Below are 20,409 nucleotides of genomic sequence, written 5' to 3' on the forward strand. Positions count from 1 at the left end.
ACAGCCGTGGCGTGAGCGTGGACTGGGAGGCGTTCTTCGCCGGGTCCGGGGCCCGGCGGGGGTCGGTTTCCCCTTCCCCCCCCCCCCCCCCGCGGCCGGACAGCTTCCCTCACTCATGACTGCGCGGGCCCCGACGACACATTCTCCTCCGGGCCCGCGACATCCACTCCACTCGCTTCGCACAGGAGGCAAGTCCCATGACCCCGCGCACCACTGACTGGTGGCGTCACGCAGCCATCTACCAGGTCTACCCGCGCAGCTTCGCCGACGGCAACGGCGACGGCATCGGCGACCTGGCCGGTGTGCGCTCCCGGCTGGACTACCTCCAGCACCTGGGCGTCGAGGCCCTCTGGTTCTCCCCCTGGTACCTGACCCCCATGGCGGACGCCGGTTACGACGTCACCGACTTCCGGCAGATCGACCCCCGTTTCGGCACCCTCGCCGAGGCCGAAGCCCTCATCCGCGAGGCCCACGATCGCTCCATCCGCATCATCGTCGACGTGGTCCCCAACCACGTCTCCGACGAACACGAGTGGTACCTCAAGGCCCTCAGCGCTCCTCCCGGCTCCCCGGAACGCGACCTGTTCTGGTTCCGCGACGGCCGCGGCGAGCACGGCGAACTGCCCCCCAACGAATGGCAGTCCATCTTCGGCGGCCCCGCCTGGACCCGTGTCCCGGACGGCCAGTGGTATCTGCACCTGTTCGCCCCGGAACAGCCCGACCTCAACTGGCGCCATCCCGCGGTCCGCTCCGAATACGAGGACATCCTCCGCTTCTGGTTCGACCGAGGCGTCGACGGCATCCGCGTCGACTCCGCAGCCATGTGCAGCAAGGATCCCGCGCTGCCGGACTACGATCACAGCGTCTTCCCCAATCCTCACCCCTACGTCGACCGCGACGAGAACCACGACATCTACCGCGGCTGGCGCGCCGTCGCCGACTCCTATCCCGAGCCCCGCGCCCTGATCGGCGAGGTCTGGCTCGCGGACTCCGCCCGCTTCGCCCGCTACCTGCGCGCCGACGAACTCCACACCGCGTTCAACTTCGACTTCCTCGGCTGCGCCTGGGACGCCACCGCCCTGCGCACCTGCATCGACCAGACCCTCACCGCCCACGTGGACGTCGGTGCCCCCAGCACCTGGGTACTGTCCAACCACGACGTCACCCGCCATGTCACCCGCTACGGCCGCCCCGACACCAGCACCGCCGCCGGTATCCGCCAGTACAACCCCGTCGTCGACGAGGCCCTCGGCCGCCGCCGCGCCCGCGCCACGGCCCTGCTCACCATGGCCCTCCCCGGCGCCGTCTACATCTACCAGGGCGACGAACTCGGCCTGCCCGAAGTCGAGGACATCCCCGCCGACCGCCGCGACGACCCCATCTTCCACCGCACAGGCGGCGCCGACCCCGGCCGCGACGGTTGCCGCGTTCCCCTGCCCTGGGACGGCCACCAGGAGCCTTACGGTTTCAGCCCCGACGGGGCAGCACGCCCCTGGCTGCCCCAGCCCGCCTCCTGGGCACCCCTCAGCGTCGCCGCCCAGGAGAACGACCCCGCCTCCATGCTGCACCTCTACCGCAGGGCCCTGTCCCTGCGCGCCCGCCACCCGGCACTCGGTGACGGCCCCATGCGGTGGCTGCACGCCCCCGACGGCGTCCTCGCCTTCGCCCGCGGCACCGACTTCACCTGCGTCGTCAACCTCTCCAGCGGTCCCGTCGACCTGCCCGAACACCACACCGTGCTCCTGTCCTCACACCCCCTGGACGGCTCCCAGCTGCCTGCAGAAGCCGGCGTCTGGCTCCGGACCTCCTGACGACTCGAACGAACGGCTCTGTCCCGTAATCGGTGGTTGAAGGGTGACGGTCATCGTCGGCGTTGGATGCGGGACGTCAACGAACCTCCGCGAGTGATCTTTTCGGGTCTCGCGTCGCTGGTCGTCGAGGACGACTACCTGGTCGGGGCCGCCGTGGCCTGCATAACGGGATCCTTCGACGGACGCCTCGGTGCCATCGGGCAGAGCACGTCGAACGGGGAGCTCACTGCCGAGGGAACGGGCTCGCTCGTGGTCGACCAGGGCGTCATCCAGGCCAAGGTCATCCACGTCGCCTACACCCTGGCCCTGGGCGACCATGTCGACGAGGCGAAGGCCCACCGAGCCCACGACACCCACACGCGGTACTGCCCCGTCGCGCGCAGCATCGGCGGCTGCATCGAGCTCACCCTCCGCCTGAAGGTGTCCGACAACAGCTTCGACATCGTCTGGGCGGGCTGCGCTGTAACACCCGTTGACGAGCAGACGGTCACGGCACCCTCAGGAGCGCTGCGCCTCAGGCTCACGTGGAGTCGGATCGCTGGACTTCAGTAGGGCCCGGTCGGGTTCGTTCGTGAGCAGCGTGTCGGCTGCCCTAATCAGGGCGAGTGCGTGCCTGCGGGTGGCCACTCATGCCTCGGAGTCGCGCAGGCCGACGCAGTCAGAGGCCCAAAAGACGTCTGAGTAGACGAAGGTGCCCGTCATCCACGGCTCGTGAGCGGACAACCGGGCGACCTGGAACGCGGCTTCAGGTATACGCGGCGACGGCGAACGGAAGCCCACCGCGACGGCGCCCTCGAAGCCGCGCGTGCCGTAGTAGCTCGGCGAACCCTCCAGGAACACCAACGGCACACTCTGGCTGTCGGCCGCCGCGAGGGCGTACGCGATGAGTTGAGTACCGATGCCCTGACGCTGGAACTCCGGGACCACGCCCAGCGGTGACAGGGACAGGACGTCCACGATCCGGCGCGGAGCGTCCAACCGCGTCGCGCTCAGCAGGACATGTCCGACGACCCGGTCATCAATGGTGGCGACGAAGGACATCGGCGCCAACGCGGCCTCCGCAACGCGAAGTGCCTCCACGAGTCCGGGCACCCGCTCGCTGTCACCGAAGGCGCGCGTATGAACCTCGCGCACGTCTCGGTGGTCGTCAGCGGTCTCTTGCCGGATCACCAGCCCGGCACCAGCGGGAGCGATCCGGAAGCCTTCAGGCGCATCATGTGACGTCATGGCCGCGAGGGTAGATCGCGGGGCGGCTCGTGCGCGAGGCAATTGCACACCAGGTCGTGCAGCCAAGCCCCTCGGACGGCCGGCGGCCACACCCGAGCAGTTCTGCAACGACATCTGTCTCACCGTTCCAGCCATCTGCTCCACCTGGGCCCGCGGCCGCCGAGACCCTCCAGGCGGTAGAACAACCGGACCTGGTCACCACCCACACCGATTCGCTGCACCGCACCCACGCCGCACGCCTCGGATCCCAGGGAATCAACTGGCCGCCCGGCCGGCCCGCTCCTCCCGGCCCTGCGGCAGGCCGAGGAACGGCTCGCTCAGGCGGAGCAGGCGATTGACGAGTTCACGGTCTTCCGGACTCTTGCCCGGCTCGCGGCTCAAGCACGAGGAGATCGCCCGGCTCCGCGAGGCCGCCGTCGCACCAAGCCGCGTCAGCCGCCTCCCAGCACCGCGGCCTCCCGACAGATCTGCGACAGGGGCACGGTCGGCTGTCTCACCGGCGCCTTCACCCGCTCCTGGCCGGTCGCAGCGGCGGCAGGGCGAAGCTTGTCCTTGATCGTGACCACCAACCTGGCGACGGCGTTGGCGGGCACGGCCGCCAGGCTCCAGACCCAGTCGAGCCAAGTCTTCTCCGGACAACAACCCAAGATCACGAGGACGCCACCGGGCGCGAGTGCGTCACGCAGTGCGGCGACGGTGCCGAACGGCATGTGATGGAGGCTGGCGAGGCATGAGATGAAGTCGTAGTGGTGTTTGGGCAGTTCGACTTCGGTGACGTCCGCGTGTCGGAAGCGTGGGATCCGGTCATCGGCTGTCCGCCCGGACAGCACACGGGCCTCCGCCATTGCCTCCTCCGACGGATCGATCGCATCGACCTCTATGCCCAGATGAGCGAGCCGACGCGCGAACCGGCCGGTCCCACATCCGACATCCAGGGCCGCACCACAATCCCGCGGCACCTGGCGCAACAGCAGACGGTGATAGTGGTCGTTGTGGTCGAAGGGCATGGTTCGACCTTGCCACAGCGGACGCGGGCGCGCCGCCGTCACCGTTGCGAGCGCGGTTCCGACAGCGCACCCACTCAATGACCACACGAGGTCACCCGCCCACGGCCGGTCGGTGAACGGCGGGCACGGGGCCGGAGCCCCGCACCCGCCGCGTCGCCGGCCGGAGGCCGCCGTGTGCGTCACTCGTAGGGAATGACCACCATGGACGTGTCGCCGCCGGTGCGCAGCAGCGCGCTCGCGTTGCCGATCGCGCTCCAGACCTCCAGCCGCACCGTTCCCCCGTTCAGGTTTCCGAGGGAGCCGGTCGCGGCCTTCAGGCCGCGGGTCTGGTTGTACTCCTCCCAGCCCGAGACCGGGTCGGTGGCGAAGTAGTGGTAGGTCTCGGTCCGGTCGAAGGTGCCGTCGCCGGTGAGGTCGTAGCTGACGCGGGCCTGCTGGCCGAGGCCGACCGCGGTGCCGGCGTCCACCGGGAGGCGGAACGTGGTGGACGCGCCCGACCTGAGGGTGGCGTTGACGCCCTTGACCTCGTAGACGAGGGGCTTGTTCGGGCTGCCGTCGTGGTTGCGGCCCTCGGCCGACGGGATGGTGTCGCTGGCGGGCGTGCCGCCGGTGGCCGTGGTGAGTGCGCCGCCGGAGCGGAGCTGGAAGGTGTTGCCGGTGGGCGGCTCCGGGTCAGGGTCCGGGCCGCCGGGGTCCGTGCCGGTCCCGGTCGCGGTGGAACGCGCGGGCACGGTGAGCTTCTTGCCGTCGGAGTAGGTGACCGTGCGGGCCGTGGAACCGTGGTTGTGGGCGGCGTAGGTGCGGGTGCCGTTCTTGGTGAACACCGCGGACGTGGGCAGGTCGCCGGTCACCGAGGGGTCGGGCGCGCCGAGCGCGTCCAGGGTGGTGATCCAGTGGTACGTGTGCGCCTTGGACTCGCCCTGCTCCGGGGTGTATCCGGCGTGTCCCGCGTCCCACTTCGCCTTCGCGGTGGCCGGATCGGCCAGCGACTGGAACTCCCAGAGGATGTCGCGCCATTCCACGGCGGGCCCGCCGTTCTCGCGCTCCAGCTCCGCGATGTTGCGCCGGATCGCGTCCTTGTGCCCGGCCAGGTGCGGGGAACTGCCCGCGGTCACGGGAAGGACGTTGATGCCGTGGATCTCCTCCGGGTTGGCGGTCCACCAGGTGGAGTACGCCCCGCCGCTGCCCCACACCATGCCGACCGTGTCGTGGGTGAAGGAGCCGGGGAAGACCTGCTGGTCGGCGTCGAACCAGTACTGGGCGATCGCCTCGCTCTCGGTGGCGAGCAGGTAGCTGCCGAGGTCGCGCAGCTCGCCGTTGCCGGTGGCGGAGCCCCAGAGCACCAGCGCCGCACTGAGGTTGGTGGACTCCGAGGAGGACTCCTGGTTGTTGCCGGCGGCGAAGCCCTGGTGGCCGGAGGCCCAGCTGTGTCCGGCGTAGACGTCGAAACCGCGCAGGAACGGGAAGGCGCTGTCGGTGCGGCTCGGGTTTGCGGTGTCTCGGATCAGCTCCTTGACCATGCCGCCCCAGGCGGACTCCGCGGCCCAGGCAGCGTCGTACTGGGCGACGATCGCGGCGGCGTACACGTAGTAGCCGTAGTGGAAGTGGTGGTCGTTGAGTTCGGCGTCGCTGCCGTAGGAAGCGGGGTAACCGGTGAGGGTCTTCCAGTCCTTGTCGTACGAGAACTCGCTCGCCCCGCCCGCGGTGAACCACTCCTGGAGGCGGCCCTTGAGCAGGCCGATCAGCTTGTCGCGGACCGCGGTCTCACCTATCTGTTCGGCGAGCGGCACCAGTTGGGCGAGCTTGCCCAGCGCCTTGCCGGTCCAGTAGGTGTCCGTGGCCCCGGAGAACGGGTCGGAGGAGCCTGCGACCTCGGACAGGTAGGCGCGCAGCCGGGACGTGTCGACCGCGCTGGTCTTCGGCAGCGCGGGCAGGACCGGGGCGGCCTTCTGACGGGTGGTGAAGGAGGCGCTCTCCCGGACCTTCATGGTGCCGCGGGGAGAGACGTAGGTGTACGGGGTGAGGGTGTCGGTGGTGTTCAGCCACTGGTGGCGGTAGAGGGCTTGGAGGGTGCCGCGTTCGGTGCCCTCCTTGGCCTCGGTGGTGAGCTTGTACGTGGCTCCGACCGTGCCGCCGGAAGCGTTCCAGTCGACCTGCGATCCGGTGACGAAGCTGAACGCGTACTTGCGGAAGGTCGCCAGCGCGTCGGTGGAGGGCAGTACGGCGAGGGAGAAGTAGTCCTTGCCGCCGAGACCGGCGGTGATCGTGGTGCCGGAGATGTTCCAGTCGCTGCCGGTCGGCGCGAAGAGTGCGTAGTGGTGGCCGCCGACCGTGATGCCGACGACGTTGCCCTGGTCGGAGAAGACGGCCGGCGTGGCCGCGGTGGTGATCTGGGCGCTGCCGCCGGAGCCCTGGGCGTAGACGAAGGGCATCCCGTGGCCGATGGTGGTCCGCAGGGTGCGGGTGCCGTCGGACCAGTACGGGGTGACCGTCCAGTCGGACCAGGCATCGGCCTTGGTGTCGGGCGAGTTGAGTCCGCTCAGGCCGAGGGTGAGGTCGCGCTTGTGCGCGTACTCGTACTGGCGGCCCTCGCCCACGATTGCGGGGCTGGTCGGGTAGCCGACCTCCAGTCCGCCGGAGACGGCCTGGTATGTGAGCGGGTGGCCGTACATGGGCGTGGAGTACGGGTTGTCGCCGTAGCGCTGGAAGGCGAGGGAGGACCACCAGTCGTTGGTGGGCACGGGCTTGCCCTTGGCCGCCGGCGTGACCTTCGGGGTGACCGGCGCGCCGGTGTTGGTCGTGGGGCCGGTCGTGCCGGGCGGCCGGGTGTCGGAGTAACTCCCGGCTCCTACGGGGACGGTGGCGGCCGCCGCCGGAGTCGCGGCCGGGCCGAGGCCCACGGCCGCCAGCGCGGCGGCCAGTACCACCGCCGCGGCCGGCCGTGATCGACGAGTTCGCATGGGGTGCACCTCGTGTCGTCGTGAGGGACGGGCTCGTCGGCGGCCGCGACAGCCCGGGGCGGATGCCCTGAAGCTGCTGCGGAACCGTGGTGGGGAGAGGGGAAGAGCCCGGCTGAGAGCGCTCTCAGATGGCGGAAAAGTAAGACTCCTGTAATCAGTTGTCAATACGTCGCGCAATTCGCGGTACTCGTAAAGACAATTGGGAGATTTTTCCGCGCCTCAGCTTCGCCATCGCTTCAAGTCTTGACGGGAGGAACGCGGTGGCGGGCGCGCCGCCTCCATGGCATGAGAGCGTCCTCACGCTCTGGACACGCTGCACCCGCGGTGCACGGACCGGCGCCCTCGGCGCCGAGACCACGCTGAGCAGCCTGCTCCGGCCGACCTGCGGCCGGCCGGCCCCCGGACGCCGGCACCACCGCGCGACTGGACAGCCGCCGAGCTCGATCGCGATCGAACGCAGCCGGCCTGCCAGCCGGAGCTCAAGCCGCGATGCCGCTCGGACAGGGCCGGCACCCGCTCGACGAAGGTCTTGCGAGGACGACTCTGCGATCCCAGACCTACCGGCGGACCCCAGCCCGACTGTGACGTCGTCGCGACGTCCGCCGGATGGGACGGCGCGGTCCAAGGCGCCTAGAACGGCCGGAACTTCACCCACGCCGATGACAAAGTGTGGACGGCCTCAGAAGAAGTCCCTACTGTGTCCGACGCGACGGTACGACCCTGATGTGAACCCCCTTCACGGTGTACGAGATGAAGCGCCTCGGCCGCGACGCCGCCGAACTCACCGCGCTCGCCGACCACCTCACCGCGCACGGCCTGGTCCTGGAGATGCTCGCCGGGCCGCTGCCCGGGATGTACGCCCCGAGTGGCCCCGGCCGGCTGCTGTTCGCGTTCTTCGCGGCGATGGCGGAGACTGAGCGGGAGAACATCCGGGAGTCGACCCTCGAAGGACTCGGCGCGGCGGCCCGCAAGGGCCGGGCCCCCAGCGTCGCGAGCATCTACCGCGCGCTCGCCGAGCACGGGAAGCAGGAGGCGTACCCCGAAGCCGTCGCCCAGGCGCACGCCGACTTCGCCGACCTCCAGGACGCCGACGGCATCCCCCACCTCCGCCGAGTTCACCTCCGGCGGCCGGACGATCCGCTCACCCCGGCGCCAGCCGGAACATTCGATCTCAACGGCATGTTCCGTACCGCACATCAAGACAGGGGGCCACCGCCAGCAGCCGACTCCACCGACGGCGTGGAGCCCGCGCGGTGGATGGTGTGGACGCCGAGGACAGGATCGAGGGCAGGGACAAGGGCGCTGGTGGCGATGGCCGCCAGGTGCGGTGGTGCGGCACCGACCTGCAAAGCGGTGACATACTCGATGACCTGCGCGTGCGTGAGTGTCGGGATCCGCTGTCGCAGCAAGTGCATGGCGATGATCCGCCCGCTGGCCGCCACTGTCCGGCGGACTTCCTCGTGCAGGTCATCCACTGCGGTGCGTCTGGTCATCTTCCTGACGCGGGTCCGGTAGTCCAACTCCCAGTCGCCGGTAACCGCTGTGACCGGTCCGATCTGGTGAAGACTCCCATCGAGGCGATCCACCAGGTAGGGGCCGTTTCCAACCAAGAGCTGACCTGGGTCTCCCGTGCGCAGGTATTCCGCGGATTGGTAGTAGACGATCCAGACGAGTTCGTGCTTCTCAACCTCGGTCACCTCCAGCCGCCCCGAGTACCTGCGGTCCAGATCTTCCTGGGCCACCCGGATCGCGAAGTCACGGTCGATCATGTCCGGCAGCATCTCGCATGTCGTGGGAGATGAACAGAAGTATTCTCCGCCGGGTTCGTTGCGTTCCCAGGGGGAGGGATTCAGGCGTCCGACGAGCCAGCGCTCGAAGGACGGCTCGCTGTCCTCCTCGAAGATCCCATCTCCTCAAGGACCGTGACGACATGGCCGACGGGCAGGTCCAGGGCCCGCAGCGGGGAGAAGATCTCCGTGTGCCGGATGACGTCGCCCTCGACGTGACCGGTGAGGCCGACGGCCGGCCCCGGTTGACCGCGAAGCGGATGTTGCGCTCCCGCCGCGTTGCGTGGCGTGGGGAGGTGGAGCCACGGGTTGCCTGACTGCCCGGAAAGCAAGGCGGGCGCCCTCGGTCGGCAACGGCTCGATCAGCGAACCGGTTACATCAGAGGTCAGTAAAGGTGTAGCGGGTGTGGCTGAACACCTGGCCGTCGTGCCCGAAGCCGTACGCCGTGCCGGGTGCCACCGCGAACAGCAGGTCGTTGCCCTTGCGGATGCTGTCGCCGAAGCCGTAGAAGGTCCCTTCCGGCGAGACGATGTGATCCCCGTACTGCGCCTCGAACGCGGCGACGACCTCGTCCTGCCGTGCCGGGTCCGTCACCCGCTCCGCCGTGCCCTCGATCACGATGTCGAGGCCTTCGGTGAGTGAATTCTGCCCTGTGGTGAGGACGCAGTGGGCATTGGCGGCCAGGTTCTTCGCCTTCTGCTCCCCCGGCCCGGTGCTGAAGTGCAGCGCCCCGTCGTGCCAGGCGGCGATCAGGGGCGTGACGTGGAGACGGCCGTCCGGCCGCACCGTGGTGATCCAGAAGATCTCGGCGGCCCGCAGCCTGCGCTGGGCCTCGGCCCAGTCGGTGGCGGTGACGTTCTCCGCGCCAGGGCGCGGGTTGAGCGCGGAGCTGTAGCGGGCGTCGAGCTCGGTCCTGGGCTGCTTCGGCGGCATGCCGGAACTCCTTTCCCTCGTCCTGTGACCAAGGCTACGCAGCCCGGCCCGGCGGCGCTCAGGACTGGCTTCGACAGGGACCGATGAGCACGGCGAACAGCACGAGCGGCCAAGGCCCACCGGTCAGACCACCGGGTTCTCCAACAGGGTGATCCGATTGCCGTCGGGGTCGTCGAGCGCGGCGAAGCGGGTGCGCTCCCCGCCGGTCTGTACCGGCCCGGCCGTCAGACCGCGCTCCACGAGGCCGGCCAAAGCCGCGTCCAGATCGGGCACCTCCAGGTTCAGCAGGCTTGAGCCGGCCCGCTCCGGGTCCTCGAACACCTGAAGCCAGCCGCCCGAGGTGAGGTGCCAATCGGCCAGCGACGGCATGGGGCGAGTGTCCGCCGGACGGCTCAGCAGCCGTTCGTACCAAGCCAACGCTACGTCGATGTCACCGACCGGCGCGACCATCAGCACACGCGAGACGTCCATGGAGTCCACCTGCTTCCGTGAAGGATCGAGATGCTCTCGCATCCATTACAGACAACAACCTCCGACGATGCCCGGCACCACTCCGCTCCCGGAGGTCTGCCGGTTCCGGAACCCACGACGGCGGCAAAGCCGTCTCGCGGCGCCCGCGGGTGTGCGCGGCACCCCGAACTACTCTCACCGATCCCATTTACATCGATGTACAGCCGCTCTAGCCTGGCGCGGATTCGTTCCCGCAGGAAGGAAGACCGTGATGTTCCTCCGCCTGTCACACTCCCTCAGACGCCGTGGCGGCTCATGCGTACGAGTCGCCCTTCTGGCCCTGACCGGCCTGTTGGCCCTGGGACTCACCGCCCCGGCCGCGGCGAGCGCTCCGTCGGCGCCCATCTCGTCCCCGGCTCCCGACCCGTCATCAGCCACGGTTGCGACCTCTGACACCCCCGGCCTCTCCCCCGCGGCCACGGGCACACCGTTGCGCGACGGTACGGGCCTGTACCCGCGTGCCATCCGGCTCGCGCACAGCGGTGCGGCGAACGGACGCGTCCTTGCCAGTGTCGTCACCTTCGACGGCAACAACGGCGTCGGCGCCATTCACGAGAGCACCGATTCCGGGGCGTCCTTCCGCGAGGTCGGCAGGGTGTCCGATCCGGATTCAGCCGCAGGCCAAGGGCTGTGCTGCGCCACGCTGTTCGAGCTGCCGCGGCAGGTGGGCGCGATGCCGGCCGGCACCCTGCTCTGGGCCTCCTCCGCCGGCCAGGACGAACAGGACCGGCGGATGGCACTGCGGGTCTGGCGCAGCAACGACGTGGGACGCACCTGGTCCTACCTGTCCTCCTGCGCCGTCGCGAGCGGTACCGGAGGCCTGTGGGAACCGGAGTTCTCGGTGGCCGAGGACGGCGCGCTGGTCTGCCACTACGCCGATGAGACGGACCCCGGACACAGCCAGAAGCTGGTCGCGGCGCGCAGCTACGACGGGGTGCACTGGGAGGGGCACCACGACACCGTGGCGAGTGGCTGGTCGGCCGACCGCCCGGGCATGCCGGTGGTGCGGAAGCTGCCGAACGGCACCTACTTCATGAGCTACGAGATCTGCAACCCCGGCGGCCAGTACCAATGCGTGGTGCACTTCCGGACCTCCGCCGACGGCTGGGACTGGGGGAATCCCGCATCGCTCGGGTTCCGCCCGGAGACCGTCGACGGCAAGTACTTCCGTGCCGCACCGACCATCGCCTGGGCTCCGTCGCCGGACGGCGCTCCGAACGGACGGCTGCTGCTGGTCGGGCAACGGCTTCTCAACCGCGACGGCACTCCCGCGGTGGACAGCGGCCGGACGATCCTCGTCAACACGGAGAACGGCAGCGGCCCGTGGTACGAGATCGAGTCACCGGTGACCGTGCCGAACCCGGAAGTGAACTACTGCCAGAACTACAGCTCGCCGCTGCTTCCGTCGGCCGACGGCCGCCGGGTCCTGCAGATCGCCACCGACTTCGACGGCACGGTGTGCCGGGCCTACTACGGGACCGGCGGCCTCACCGGCAGCGGAGACGCGGCCGGGATCGCCGACGGCGCGCTCTACCGACTGGTGAACGCCAACAGCGGGCACTGCCTCGACGTCGCCGGTGACTCCCGCTCGGCCGGCGGCAACGTCCAGCAGTGGAGTTGCAACGGCATGGGCCCGCAGGACTGGAGGCTGCGCGCCCGTGACGGCGGCCACTTCACGCTGACCGGCCGAAACAGCGGTCACTGCCTGGATGTGGAGAACGGTTCCGCGGTGCCGGGTACGAACGTCCGGCAGTGGCACTGCAACGGTTTCTCCGCGCAGGACTGGAGGCTGGAGAACGTGGGCCGGGGTTACTACCGGCTGATCGCCCGCTCCAGCGGCCAGTGCCTGGATGTGGCGGAGGGTTCGAGGGAGCCTGGCGGCAACGTGCAGCAGTGGACGTGCAATGGGCTGCAGCCTCAGATCTGGAGACTGCAGCGGGCCTGACCCGTACGGTCCGGCGGCATGCAGCCGAGTCGGCGGAACGCCTCCCCGGTCAGAACCGGGGAGGCGCTTCCCTGCCCGCGCTTGCGCTCCTGCACCCGTCCGCTGCCCCACCCCGTGAACCAGGTTCGGCATGCTCGCTGCCGGATGCCAGGTCGCGCTGGGCCTCGTAGAGGTTTCTTGGGCGTACGACGTCGGTCGTGGCGTACAGCTCGAGGCGTGAGTGCGGGTCGCCCGTGAAGTCGGGGACGTCGACCTGGCCGTACTCGCGCGCCTCGTTGATGCCGACGGTCGCGGACCAGGGAGCGAGGCCGTCGATCTTCATCAGACCGGCGCGGCCGTTCGTCACCCGGATGTTCCAATGGGCGAAGCGGGCCCCGAAGAGCGGACCCGCGGTCGCGTCGCCGCCGTGCCGACCGTTGTTGTTCACGGTGATGTCGGTGCGCACGTTGGCGAAGGGCATACCCCGATGGCTGTCGAAGGTTCCCATGTCCATCGTGCCGCGGGACCAGACGTTGTACGAGGAAAGACCCTCCACATTGATGCCGTGCAGCTGGGTGCCCGCGGGGGCGGGCGTGGTGCGTTCCTCGACGGTGAAGTCCTCGATCAGGTTGTCGTGGGAACCCTCGCGGCAGAAGTACGGGTGGTGGGAGCCGCGCCCTGTCACCTTGGTACGGCGCAGGGTGCACGCCGAGGCGGCGACCAGTCCGAAGCCGTTGTCGACATGGACCACACCGTTGAACCCCCGGTCCAGAAGGTGCGGCTGTTGTGGAAGTTCCGGCACTTCCAAGGTGAGCCCTCCACGCCGGCGCCTGTCAACTCCTCGACGTGCGTGGTCAGTAGGGGGTCCCACTCCGGGCGCACGTCGAGCGGCAGGGGTCGCTCCAAGGTCACCCGCCTGCCCCGCACCCCGGTCGTCTTGTCGTCCCAGACGTAGGACTCGGCACCCGTACCGCCTCCCGTCATGTGTTCGAGGAGTGTGTGGTCCGCGTCGTCGGCCAGGCGCAGCAGGACGAGGTCGCCGAGGCGGAGCCGGAGGTGAGTGTGCGCCACTCGTCGCGCCGGTTGCCGGTCCAGCCCTCGAACGGCCACTCCTTCGCCCTGATGGCGTCGACAAGGGAGTTCCAGAGGGCCTCGGGGGCCAGCCAGATCAGGCCGCCGGCCCAGGACCAGGAGGATTTGTCACCGCCGTAACGGGAACCGTAGGCGCCGATGAGGTCGGTAAGGTTCTGTGTGGCGCGCAGCGTCGTCCGGTCGCTGCCGGCACCGCGCAGGACGACGTTCGAGTGGCCGAGGCGGATCAGGCCGTCGATGCGAAGGGTGCCGGGCGGAAGGACCACCGTGCCACCGCCGGTTCTTCCTGCGACGGCGATGGCACGGTTGATCGCGGGTGCGCAGTCGGTCCTGCCGTCGGCCACCGCACCGAAGCGGCGGACGTCGGCGACCACGGGGCGCCGAGGGAGGCGTGCGGCACCACCGAGGCAGCCGGCCCGACCGATGAACGGAATCAGCGGGTGCGCGTATGGATTGCGAGCGAATTCGCGCCAGACGAGCGGCACTTGGCCGGTAGACGCGCCGGATGCGGCAGAGGTCGCCGGGGCTCCCGTCATGACACCCGCTGCCACGAGCACGGCGCCGCCGAGCAGGCCTCGCCTCGTGTGGTGAGTCAGACCCGCCTCTCTTCGTGCGTTCATATACAAGAACAGCGTTCTGGGTTGGGTCCCCGGGAGCATGCCACGCTCACGCCGTGCGGGGAAACCGCGCGCGCGACGATTGAGTGATCGCCGCGGCTCACGTATGGGAACGGTCGGCCAGTTGCCTCTCTTATCGATAATCGATAGGTTCCTATCGTAGATCGATCGGACTCCACGAGGGGCAGACTGTGAAGAACGCCGACCGAAGCAGCGGCCCCGCGGCCACCGTGTACACCGACGTCCTGGTGGTCGGCGCCGGTCTCGCCGGCCTGCACACCGCGACTCTCCTGGCCCGGCAAGGCCACGACGTACTCCTCGTCGAACGGCGAGCCAGTCTCGCCGGCGCGATTCGCACCACGGGCATCTTCGTCCGGAAGACCCTCGATGACTTCCCGCTGCCCTCCGAGCACCTCGGACCACCGATTCGACGCGTGGTGCTCTATCCCCCAGGCATGCGCAATCCGGTAAGTCTGGTCAGCGCCCGCGACGAGTTCCGCGTGGGTGACATGGCTCCCCTCTACGAAGCGGCCGCCGCGGTCGCGCAGGACGCCGGGGTACGGATGGCGCTGGGCACGCGCTACGCGGGCCGCCAGGGCGACACCTACCAGCTGCTCGGCAGAGAGGTGCGCATGGCGGTCCGCGCGCGCTTCGTCGTCGGCGCCGACGGTGCTCGGTCCGCCGTCGCCCGCGACCTCGCCCTGGATCGCAACCGACGACTGCTGATCGGTGCCGAGGAGGTCTTCGAACTGTCCGGGAGCCACGAGCCGCCGACGTTCCACTGTGTACTCGATCCATCCGTCGCCCCCGGCTACCTCGCCTGGGTCGTCAACGACGGTCGGCACGCACATGTCGGCGTCGCCGGCTACGCAGAGCGCTTTCCGGACGGTCTGCGCCGAGCCATGGAGCGTTTTGCCGCCTCCGCGCCCGGACTGGCCGACGGGGACCGCCCCGCAGCGGTGGAACGGCGAGGAGGCCCCATACCCGTGGGTGGCGTACTGCGTCGGATCAGTTGCCCGGACGGGCTCCTCGTCGGGGACGCCGCAGGCGCCGTTTCTCCGCTCACCGCGGGCGGCCTGGATCCGTGCCTCAGACTGTCGCAGCACGCGGCCGAAGTACTCGACGCCGCGCTGCGGACAGGAAAGAGAGACGTGTTGACCTCCTACGACGGAGCCGCGCTGCGCACCGACTTCCGCGGGAGACTCACACTGCGCAGTGGGTTGGCCCAGGTACGGACACCAGCCGCGGCGAGGGCGGCATTCACTTTGCTGCGCACGCCACTCGGCCGTGCCGCGGCCGGCAGAGTGCTCTTCGGCGACCGGTCCTTCCCCGAACCCGCACGGCGACCGTGAGCAGAAGCGGTCCGAAGGGTCTTCCAGGAGCCGTCATGGCCGGCCGGCCACAGCGGACGCCACCGCGTCGAGGCTCTCCGCCAGGCATCGCCCGGCGTACTGCCGGGTCCAGGACCGCTGTTCGCGGGAGAAGCGCCGGGGCACCACCTCCACCCAGCATGATCGGATACAGGTAGGTGGCTTCATTGCTTCGCGGAGCCGGACTCGGCCGGGGTTGTGCTTCCCCGCCGCGCTTCTCCTTCGACGTAGGGGCGCAGTGTCCTGATGATCTTTGCCTCGTCCATGGCCGCGCGGACCTGGGTCGGGCGGGGCCCGTCGGGGTCGTAGGAGAGCACGGCTGGGCAGGTGGCGGCCCCGTCGACCTCGAAGCTGGTGATCAGTTCGGAGGTCTTCGCTTCGAGCAGCAGGTAGGTGGCGCGAGCTTGCATCAGCCAGACCTGGCCATGGCCACGGTATGTGCATCGAGTGTCCGTGAGACCGGTTTCTTCCACGTACTCGCAAACGATCAGCTGAGCGGTGTGCGGTTCGCTGTCGGGCGGGGTCCAGCGAGGAGGAAGGGTCTTGTAGTCCAGGTGAAAGCGGAGTTCCACTGTGTGTGGGCCCGAACCGGCGTAGGGTTTCGCGTCCTCCGTGTAGACCGTGGGGTGAACCCCCTTCTTGGACGCAGCGGACGCGGGACATGGGTTGGAGGGGAGGACGGGAGAGGCAGGCTCGAACGCCGTCCCGTCCACGATCAGAACGACCATGGTCAGAGCAGGGATGATGACCAAGGGGGCGAGAACCGCCGGTCGTACTCTGAACATTGTCTGCCCTCTTCCCAGTTCTCCGACGACGTGAACCGAGCTCAGTGTCGTTCGGGCAGGTCGCGCTCGGCGGGCGGGGCCACGGAGGGGGTGGGCGCAGCGGCGGTGCGTGCAGACCGCTGGGGCGTCGGCTTCTTCCCGCAGAACGCGGCTTCCAGTGTGCCGCCGAGTGCCGTATTGGCATCGCCGCGGTTGGACGTGTTCGCCATCGCCGACAGGCTGCGACGGCCATCGCGGGTCGAGAAGGCGTACGTGTAGTAGCCCTGCACCGTACCGGTGTGGCCGTAGACCCGCGTACCGCAGGAAAGATCGTATCGGCGCAGACCAAGCCCGTAGAAGCGGGTGTTGGCCGCGTCTGTCGGCGTCACCGTCGTCATGGCGTTCATCATGGCCGGGGACAGGAGCCGACCGCGCATGAGTGCGCTGGTGAAGGTGTTCAGGTCGCCAGGGCTCGAGATGAAGGCGCCCACGATTCTCGGCTTCGACTTCCCGTCCAGCTGGTACGCCTCCGCACTCGGCGCCTTCGAAGTGGCGCTGGCCCCCGTGGTCGCGGCCGTCTGGGTACGGATGGGCCGCCGCCAGCCGCACGCCTCGAACAAGATCGCGCTAGGGGTCATCCTCGGCGGCCTGTCGTTCCTGCTCATGGTGGTGCCCACCTCCGGGCACGACGGCACCGATTACCGGATGGCCGCCTGGTGGATCGTCGGCTCCTACCTGCTGCTCGGTCTGGGCGACGTGCTCCTGGAGACCTCGGGTCTCTCGGCCAGCAGCAAGCTGGCGCCGAAGGCGTTCTCCAGCCAGACCATGGCCCTGTGGTTCCTCTCCCTGGCCCTCGCCAACGGCATCCAGGCCCAGGTGGTGAAGATCTACGACGACGTCTCCCACCCCGTGTACTTCGGCGTCAACGGCGCCATCGCCGTCGTCCTCGGCCTGGTCGTCGTAGCCCTCGCGCCGTGGCTGCGGCGCACGATGCACCCCGTTCACTGACCACCCGGCCCGCCGGAAGGTACCGCCCCATGCAGATCCGCACGGACTACCCGTACGAGACGACCCACGACGACATCCGTATCCCCCTGCCGGACGGCACCCGGCTCTACGCGCGGATCTGGCGACCGGTCACCGACGAGCCGGTACCGGCCCTGCTGGAGTACCTGCCGTACCGCCTCAGCGACTGGACCGCGCCCCGCGACAGCCAGCGCCACCCCTGGTACGCGGGGCACGGCTACGCCTCCGTCCGCGTCGACGTGCGCGGACACGGCAACAGTGACGGCCTGCCGGGCGACGAGTACGACGCCACCGAGCTGGCCGACGGCGTCGCGGTCGTCGAGTGGCTGGCCGCACAGCCCTGGTGCAACGGCAACGTGGGGATGTTCGGCATCTCCTGGGGCGGCTTCAACTCGCTCCAGATCGCCGCGCTCGCCCCCGAACCGCTGAAGGCCGTCGTCACCGTCTGCTCCGCGGACGACCGGTACGACAACGACGTGCACTACATGGGCGGCTCGGTGCTCGGCGTCGACATGCACGCCTGGGCCGCCACCATGCTCGCGTTCGTCTGCCGCCCGCCGGACCCGGAGTACGCCGGTCAGGAGTGGCGGGAGATGTGGTTGCGGCGGCTGGAGGCCGTCGACCCGTTCATCCACACCTGGCTCGGCCACCAGCTCCGCGACGACTACTGGAGGCACGGCAGCGTCTGCGAGGACTACTCCGCGGTCAACGCCGCCGTCCTCGCCGTGGGCGGCTGGCACGACCCGTACCGCGACACCGTTCTGCGGCTCGTGGAGCACCTGCCGAACGATCGGGTGCGGGGGCTGATCGGGCCCTGGTCCCACCAGTATCCGGACCGCGGGCTGCCGCCGGGCCCGCCGATCGGCTTCCTCCAGGAAACGCTGCGCTGGTGGGACCGACACCTGAAGGGGGTGGACAACGGCGTCATGGACGAACCGCTGCTCCGCTCCTGGATCAGCGAGTCGCACCGGCCGGCCACCGTCTACCCCGAACTTCCGGGCCGCTGGGTCGGCGACCCGGCCTGGCCGTCCCCGTACATCGCCCCCACGACGCATGCCCTCGGGGGCGAGCCGGTCGTCGTACGCTCACCGCAGCACACCGGTGTCGACGCCGGGCGGTTCTTCCCCTTCGGCAACGACGCCGACCTGCCGCCCGACCAGCGCGAGGAGGACGCCCGCTCGGCGTGCTTCGAGTTTCCGGTCATCGACGGCCCCATCGAGATCCTCGGGCGTCCCGAGGTGACCCTGCGCCTTCGGATGGACGTACCGTACGGGCAGGCCGTCGCCCGGATCTGCGACGTCGCGCCGGACGGATCCTCGACCTTGGTGACCCGCGGCGCCCTCAACCTGGCCGCGCGCCAGGGCCGGGACCGCAGCGTTCCCTGGCACCCCGGTGCCACGGAGACGGTGACCTTCCAACTCAACGGCATCGGCCACACCTTCCCGGCCGGGCACCGCATCCGGCTCGCCGTCTCCTCCGCCTACTGGCCGTGGATCTGGCCGCAGGCGGGTTCCGACGGCTTCGTCCTGGAACCGGCCGGCTCGGCGCTCGTGCTGCCGGTGCGCGACGCCGGGGAGCACCCCGAGGACACCGGCATCCGCTTCGAGCCGCCCGAGCAGTCCGAGCCGTTGCGCGTCGCGGTGCCGGCGGCACAGGAGGAGGAGCGCCCGGAGCGACTGGTGGTGCGCGACGTGGCCAAGGGCGAGTGGCGGCTGGAGGTGGATCCACGCTACGGCGGGACCCGTGTGTACCCGGACGGCCTGGAGTTCACCGAGGACGCGCTGGAGACCTACACCATCAGGGAGGACGACCCGCTTTCGGCGCGGGCCAGGTCCGACTGGACCGTCCGTATGCACCGGCCGGAGCGTGCGTGGGACGTGCGGGTCGAGACCCGGTCGGAGATCACCTGCGAAGCCGATGACTTCGTCACCTCCAACGAGGTGGTGTGCCGCGACGGCGAGGACATCGTCTTCCAGCGCACCTGGGAGAAGCGTATTCCTCGGGTCGCGCGCTGACCTGTCCGGAGCATGTCGCCGCCGCGTCCATAGCATTTCGCCGCCGACGCCGAAAACTCACTCGCGTAACGCCCGGCGACACGTGAGGATCGGCGACGGGTGTCCAACACGCGCTGGAAGGAACCGACGTGGTCGGCCGGATGGAACTGCGGCAGGTGGACGAGGTGACCCTCGAAGGACTCCTCGCCGTGGCCGTCGAGGACGCGGAGCCCGAGGAGGTCATGCCTCCTGTGGCCGGTCCGCCAGGGTGGACGGCGCTACGGCGGGAAGCCTTCCGGTCGTGGCACCGCGCTCGGCGCCCCGGACTTGCCGGCCCGCTCCGGGAATCCACCTTCGCGATCGTCCACGAGGGGGAGACAGTGGGGTCGGCCCGGCTGGCTGCCCGGGGCAGCCGGGAAGTCCTGGAAACGGGCATGTGGCTCGCCCGTTCCCAACGCGGCCGCGGGATAGGCAGTGCCGCGCTCCGCATCCTCCTCGGCGAAGCCGCCAGGGCCGGTGCGCAGACCGTGGTCGCGGACACCACAGTGCACAACGCAGCCGCGCTCGCGGCGTTGCGCGGCAATGGCGCAACGCTGGCCCCGGGTGAGGGCACCGCCGATGTCCACGCCGAGTTGCGGCCGGGAACGCCGATGCGGGGGCGGTCAGTCGGTGGGCGTCCGGGATGAGCCGCAGGCGGAGCGGTGCCGACCGATGATCCCCTCGACGATTCTCATCAGCCGGTCCCCCGCCTGATCGATGCTTCCGTTCTGTGTGCTGACCTGAGCGCCTTCGAGTACGAAAGTGATCTCGGCCGCGGTCTGTTCGGGGGCGGGCAGCCCGGCCTCGGCGCACAGGCCGACGAGTCTCCGGGTCTGACGGGCCTTGTGCTCCTCGATCACCTGCCGTGCGGGATGGGAGCGGTCGGGCAGTTCGGCGATGGAGTTGATGAACGGGCAGCCCCGGTGCGAGATCCCCGGCAGCCCCTCGGCGATGAAGCGGGCCAGGGCCAGGATCTGGTCTCCGGGCCGGCCGGGGTGTTCGGCCTCGGCCCGGTCGAAGGCCGCCTGGTAGTCCGCGGCGACGATCCGCAACCACTCCGCGACCAGCGCGTCCTTGGTGTCGAAGTGCCGGTAGATCGCCATCTTGGTGGTCTCGGCCCGCTCGGCGATCGCCTGGACGCCCACCCGCCGGATCCCCTCGCTCTGGAAGAGCTCTTCCGCCGCGTCGAGGATGCGCTCCCGAGGCGGCAGTTTCGCCACCCTGCTCGGCCTTCTGCCGGTCGATGCCATGACCACTCCGTGACGTCCTGTCGGTTGCGGGCTCCCCATTCACTACTACGGTACCAGTCCGTTCCATGCGATACTGTTGGGTATCACTAGGTACCCA

16 protein-coding genes and 3 pseudogenes are annotated in these 20,409 nt (G+C 69.6%); 8 read left to right on the forward strand and 11 right to left on the reverse strand.

Going from position 1 to position 20,409, the window contains the following annotated elements:
* Positions 1-197 precede the first annotated feature (197 nt).
* On the forward strand, positions 198-1,811 hold the full coding sequence (locus ACFCZF_RS24090; RefSeq protein ID WP_376673406.1) for a glycoside hydrolase family 13 protein: 1,614 nt from the start codon (positions 198-200) through the stop codon (positions 1,809-1,811).
* Between the two features lie 93 nt (positions 1,812-1,904).
* The gene (locus ACFCZF_RS24095; protein ID WP_376673407.1) at positions 1,905-2,363 is read left to right on the forward strand and encodes an OsmC family protein; all 459 of its coding nucleotides are present in this window, start codon (positions 1,905-1,907) and stop codon (positions 2,361-2,363) included.
* Between the two features lie 75 nt (positions 2,364-2,438).
* Here ACFCZF_RS24095 and ACFCZF_RS24100 read toward each other — a convergent pair whose 3' ends face one another.
* From ACFCZF_RS24100 to ACFCZF_RS24115, 4 genes are all read right to left on the reverse strand, one after another.
* Positions 2,439-3,038 (reverse strand): GNAT family N-acetyltransferase, encoded by a 600-nt coding sequence (locus ACFCZF_RS24100; protein WP_376673408.1) that lies wholly within the window; start codon positions 3,036-3,038, stop codon positions 2,439-2,441.
* A gap of 255 nt (positions 3,039-3,293) precedes the next feature.
* A complete protein-coding gene (locus tag ACFCZF_RS24105; RefSeq protein WP_376673409.1) occupies positions 3,294-3,419 on the reverse strand; it encodes a hypothetical protein in 126 nt (41 codons plus the stop codon).
* Between the two features lie 50 nt (positions 3,420-3,469).
* Positions 3,470-4,045: a class I SAM-dependent methyltransferase gene (locus ACFCZF_RS24110; protein WP_376673410.1), complete on the reverse strand. Its 576-nt coding sequence runs from the start codon at positions 4,043-4,045 to the stop codon at positions 3,470-3,472.
* A gap of 179 nt (positions 4,046-4,224) precedes the next feature.
* Complete coding sequence (locus tag ACFCZF_RS24115) at positions 4,225-7,005, reverse strand: glycosyl hydrolase (protein WP_376673411.1); 2,781 nt, start codon at positions 7,003-7,005, stop codon at positions 4,225-4,227.
* Positions 7,006-7,755: 750 nt separating this feature from the next.
* Here ACFCZF_RS24115 and ACFCZF_RS24120 point away from each other — a divergent pair.
* Positions 7,756-8,520, forward strand: a complete 765-nt coding sequence (locus ACFCZF_RS24120; protein WP_376673412.1) for a recombinase family protein — start codon at positions 7,756-7,758, stop codon at positions 8,518-8,520.
* Between the two features lie 41 nt (positions 8,521-8,561).
* Here the strand turns inward: ACFCZF_RS24120 and ACFCZF_RS24125 are convergent.
* From ACFCZF_RS24125 to ACFCZF_RS24135, 3 genes and pseudogenes are all read right to left on the reverse strand, one after another.
* Positions 8,562-8,786 (reverse strand): annotated as a pseudogene (locus tag ACFCZF_RS24125) (YrhB domain-containing protein); the annotation flags it as partial.
* A 385-nt stretch (positions 8,787-9,171) separates the two neighbouring features.
* On the reverse strand, positions 9,172-9,726 hold the full coding sequence (locus ACFCZF_RS24130) for a pyridoxamine 5'-phosphate oxidase family protein (protein ID WP_375919041.1): 555 nt from the start codon (positions 9,724-9,726) through the stop codon (positions 9,172-9,174).
* A gap of 123 nt (positions 9,727-9,849) precedes the next feature.
* A complete protein-coding gene (locus ACFCZF_RS24135) occupies positions 9,850-10,197 on the reverse strand; it encodes a VOC family protein (protein ID WP_376673413.1) in 348 nt (115 codons plus the stop codon).
* Between the two features lie 250 nt (positions 10,198-10,447).
* Between ACFCZF_RS24135 and ACFCZF_RS24140 the strand changes: the two genes are divergently transcribed.
* A complete protein-coding gene (locus ACFCZF_RS24140; RefSeq protein ID WP_376673414.1) occupies positions 10,448-12,181 on the forward strand; it encodes an RICIN domain-containing protein in 1,734 nt (577 codons plus the stop codon).
* Positions 12,182-12,329: 148 nt separating this feature from the next.
* Here ACFCZF_RS24140 and ACFCZF_RS24145 read toward each other — a convergent pair.
* Positions 12,330-13,872 (reverse strand): annotated as a pseudogene (locus ACFCZF_RS24145) (glycosyl hydrolase family 28-related protein); the annotation flags it as partial.
* A gap of 188 nt (positions 13,873-14,060) precedes the next feature.
* Between ACFCZF_RS24145 and ACFCZF_RS24150 the strand changes: the two are divergent.
* The gene (locus ACFCZF_RS24150; protein ID WP_376673415.1) at positions 14,061-15,221 is read left to right on the forward strand and encodes an FAD-dependent oxidoreductase; all 1,161 of its coding nucleotides are present in this window, start codon (positions 14,061-14,063) and stop codon (positions 15,219-15,221) included.
* Positions 15,222-15,403: 182 nt separating this feature from the next.
* On the opposite strand, the gene ACFCZF_RS24155 is transcribed toward ACFCZF_RS24150, so the two are convergent.
* On the reverse strand, positions 15,404-15,649 hold the full coding sequence (locus ACFCZF_RS24155) for a hypothetical protein (RefSeq protein ID WP_376673416.1): 246 nt from the start codon (positions 15,647-15,649) through the stop codon (positions 15,404-15,406).
* Positions 15,650-16,065: 416 nt separating this feature from the next.
* Positions 16,066-16,593, reverse strand: coding sequence for a serine hydrolase (locus tag ACFCZF_RS24160; protein WP_376673435.1), 528 nt, complete (start codon positions 16,591-16,593; stop codon positions 16,066-16,068).
* On the opposite strand from ACFCZF_RS24160, the pseudogene ACFCZF_RS24165 reads away from it, so the two are divergent.
* The 3 genes and pseudogenes from ACFCZF_RS24165 to ACFCZF_RS24175 all read left to right on the forward strand — a co-directional run.
* A pseudogene (locus ACFCZF_RS24165) lies at positions 16,496-17,011 on the forward strand (MFS transporter); the annotation flags it as partial. The gene ACFCZF_RS24160 and the pseudogene ACFCZF_RS24165 sit on opposite strands and share 98 nt — an antisense overlap.
* 29 nt (positions 17,012-17,040) lie before the next feature.
* Positions 17,041-19,044 carry a CocE/NonD family hydrolase gene (locus ACFCZF_RS24170; protein WP_376673417.1) on the forward strand — a complete coding sequence of 668 codons (2,004 nt, stop codon included), beginning with the start codon at positions 17,041-17,043 and terminating at the stop codon, positions 19,042-19,044.
* A gap of 128 nt (positions 19,045-19,172) precedes the next feature.
* Positions 19,173-19,709: a GNAT family N-acetyltransferase gene (locus ACFCZF_RS24175; protein ID WP_376673418.1), complete on the forward strand. Its 537-nt coding sequence runs from the start codon at positions 19,173-19,175 to the stop codon at positions 19,707-19,709.
* Here the strand turns inward: ACFCZF_RS24175 and ACFCZF_RS24180 are convergent.
* Positions 19,686-20,312 carry a TetR/AcrR family transcriptional regulator gene (locus ACFCZF_RS24180; protein WP_376673419.1) on the reverse strand — a complete coding sequence of 209 codons (627 nt, stop codon included), beginning with the start codon at positions 20,310-20,312 and terminating at the stop codon, positions 19,686-19,688. The genes ACFCZF_RS24175 and ACFCZF_RS24180 overlap by 24 nt on opposite strands.
* Positions 20,313-20,409 lie beyond the last annotated feature (97 nt).

Source organism: Streptomyces sp. NPDC056296 (assembly GCF_042268605.1).
Classification (GTDB): domain Bacteria; phylum Actinomycetota; class Actinomycetes; order Streptomycetales; family Streptomycetaceae; genus Streptomyces.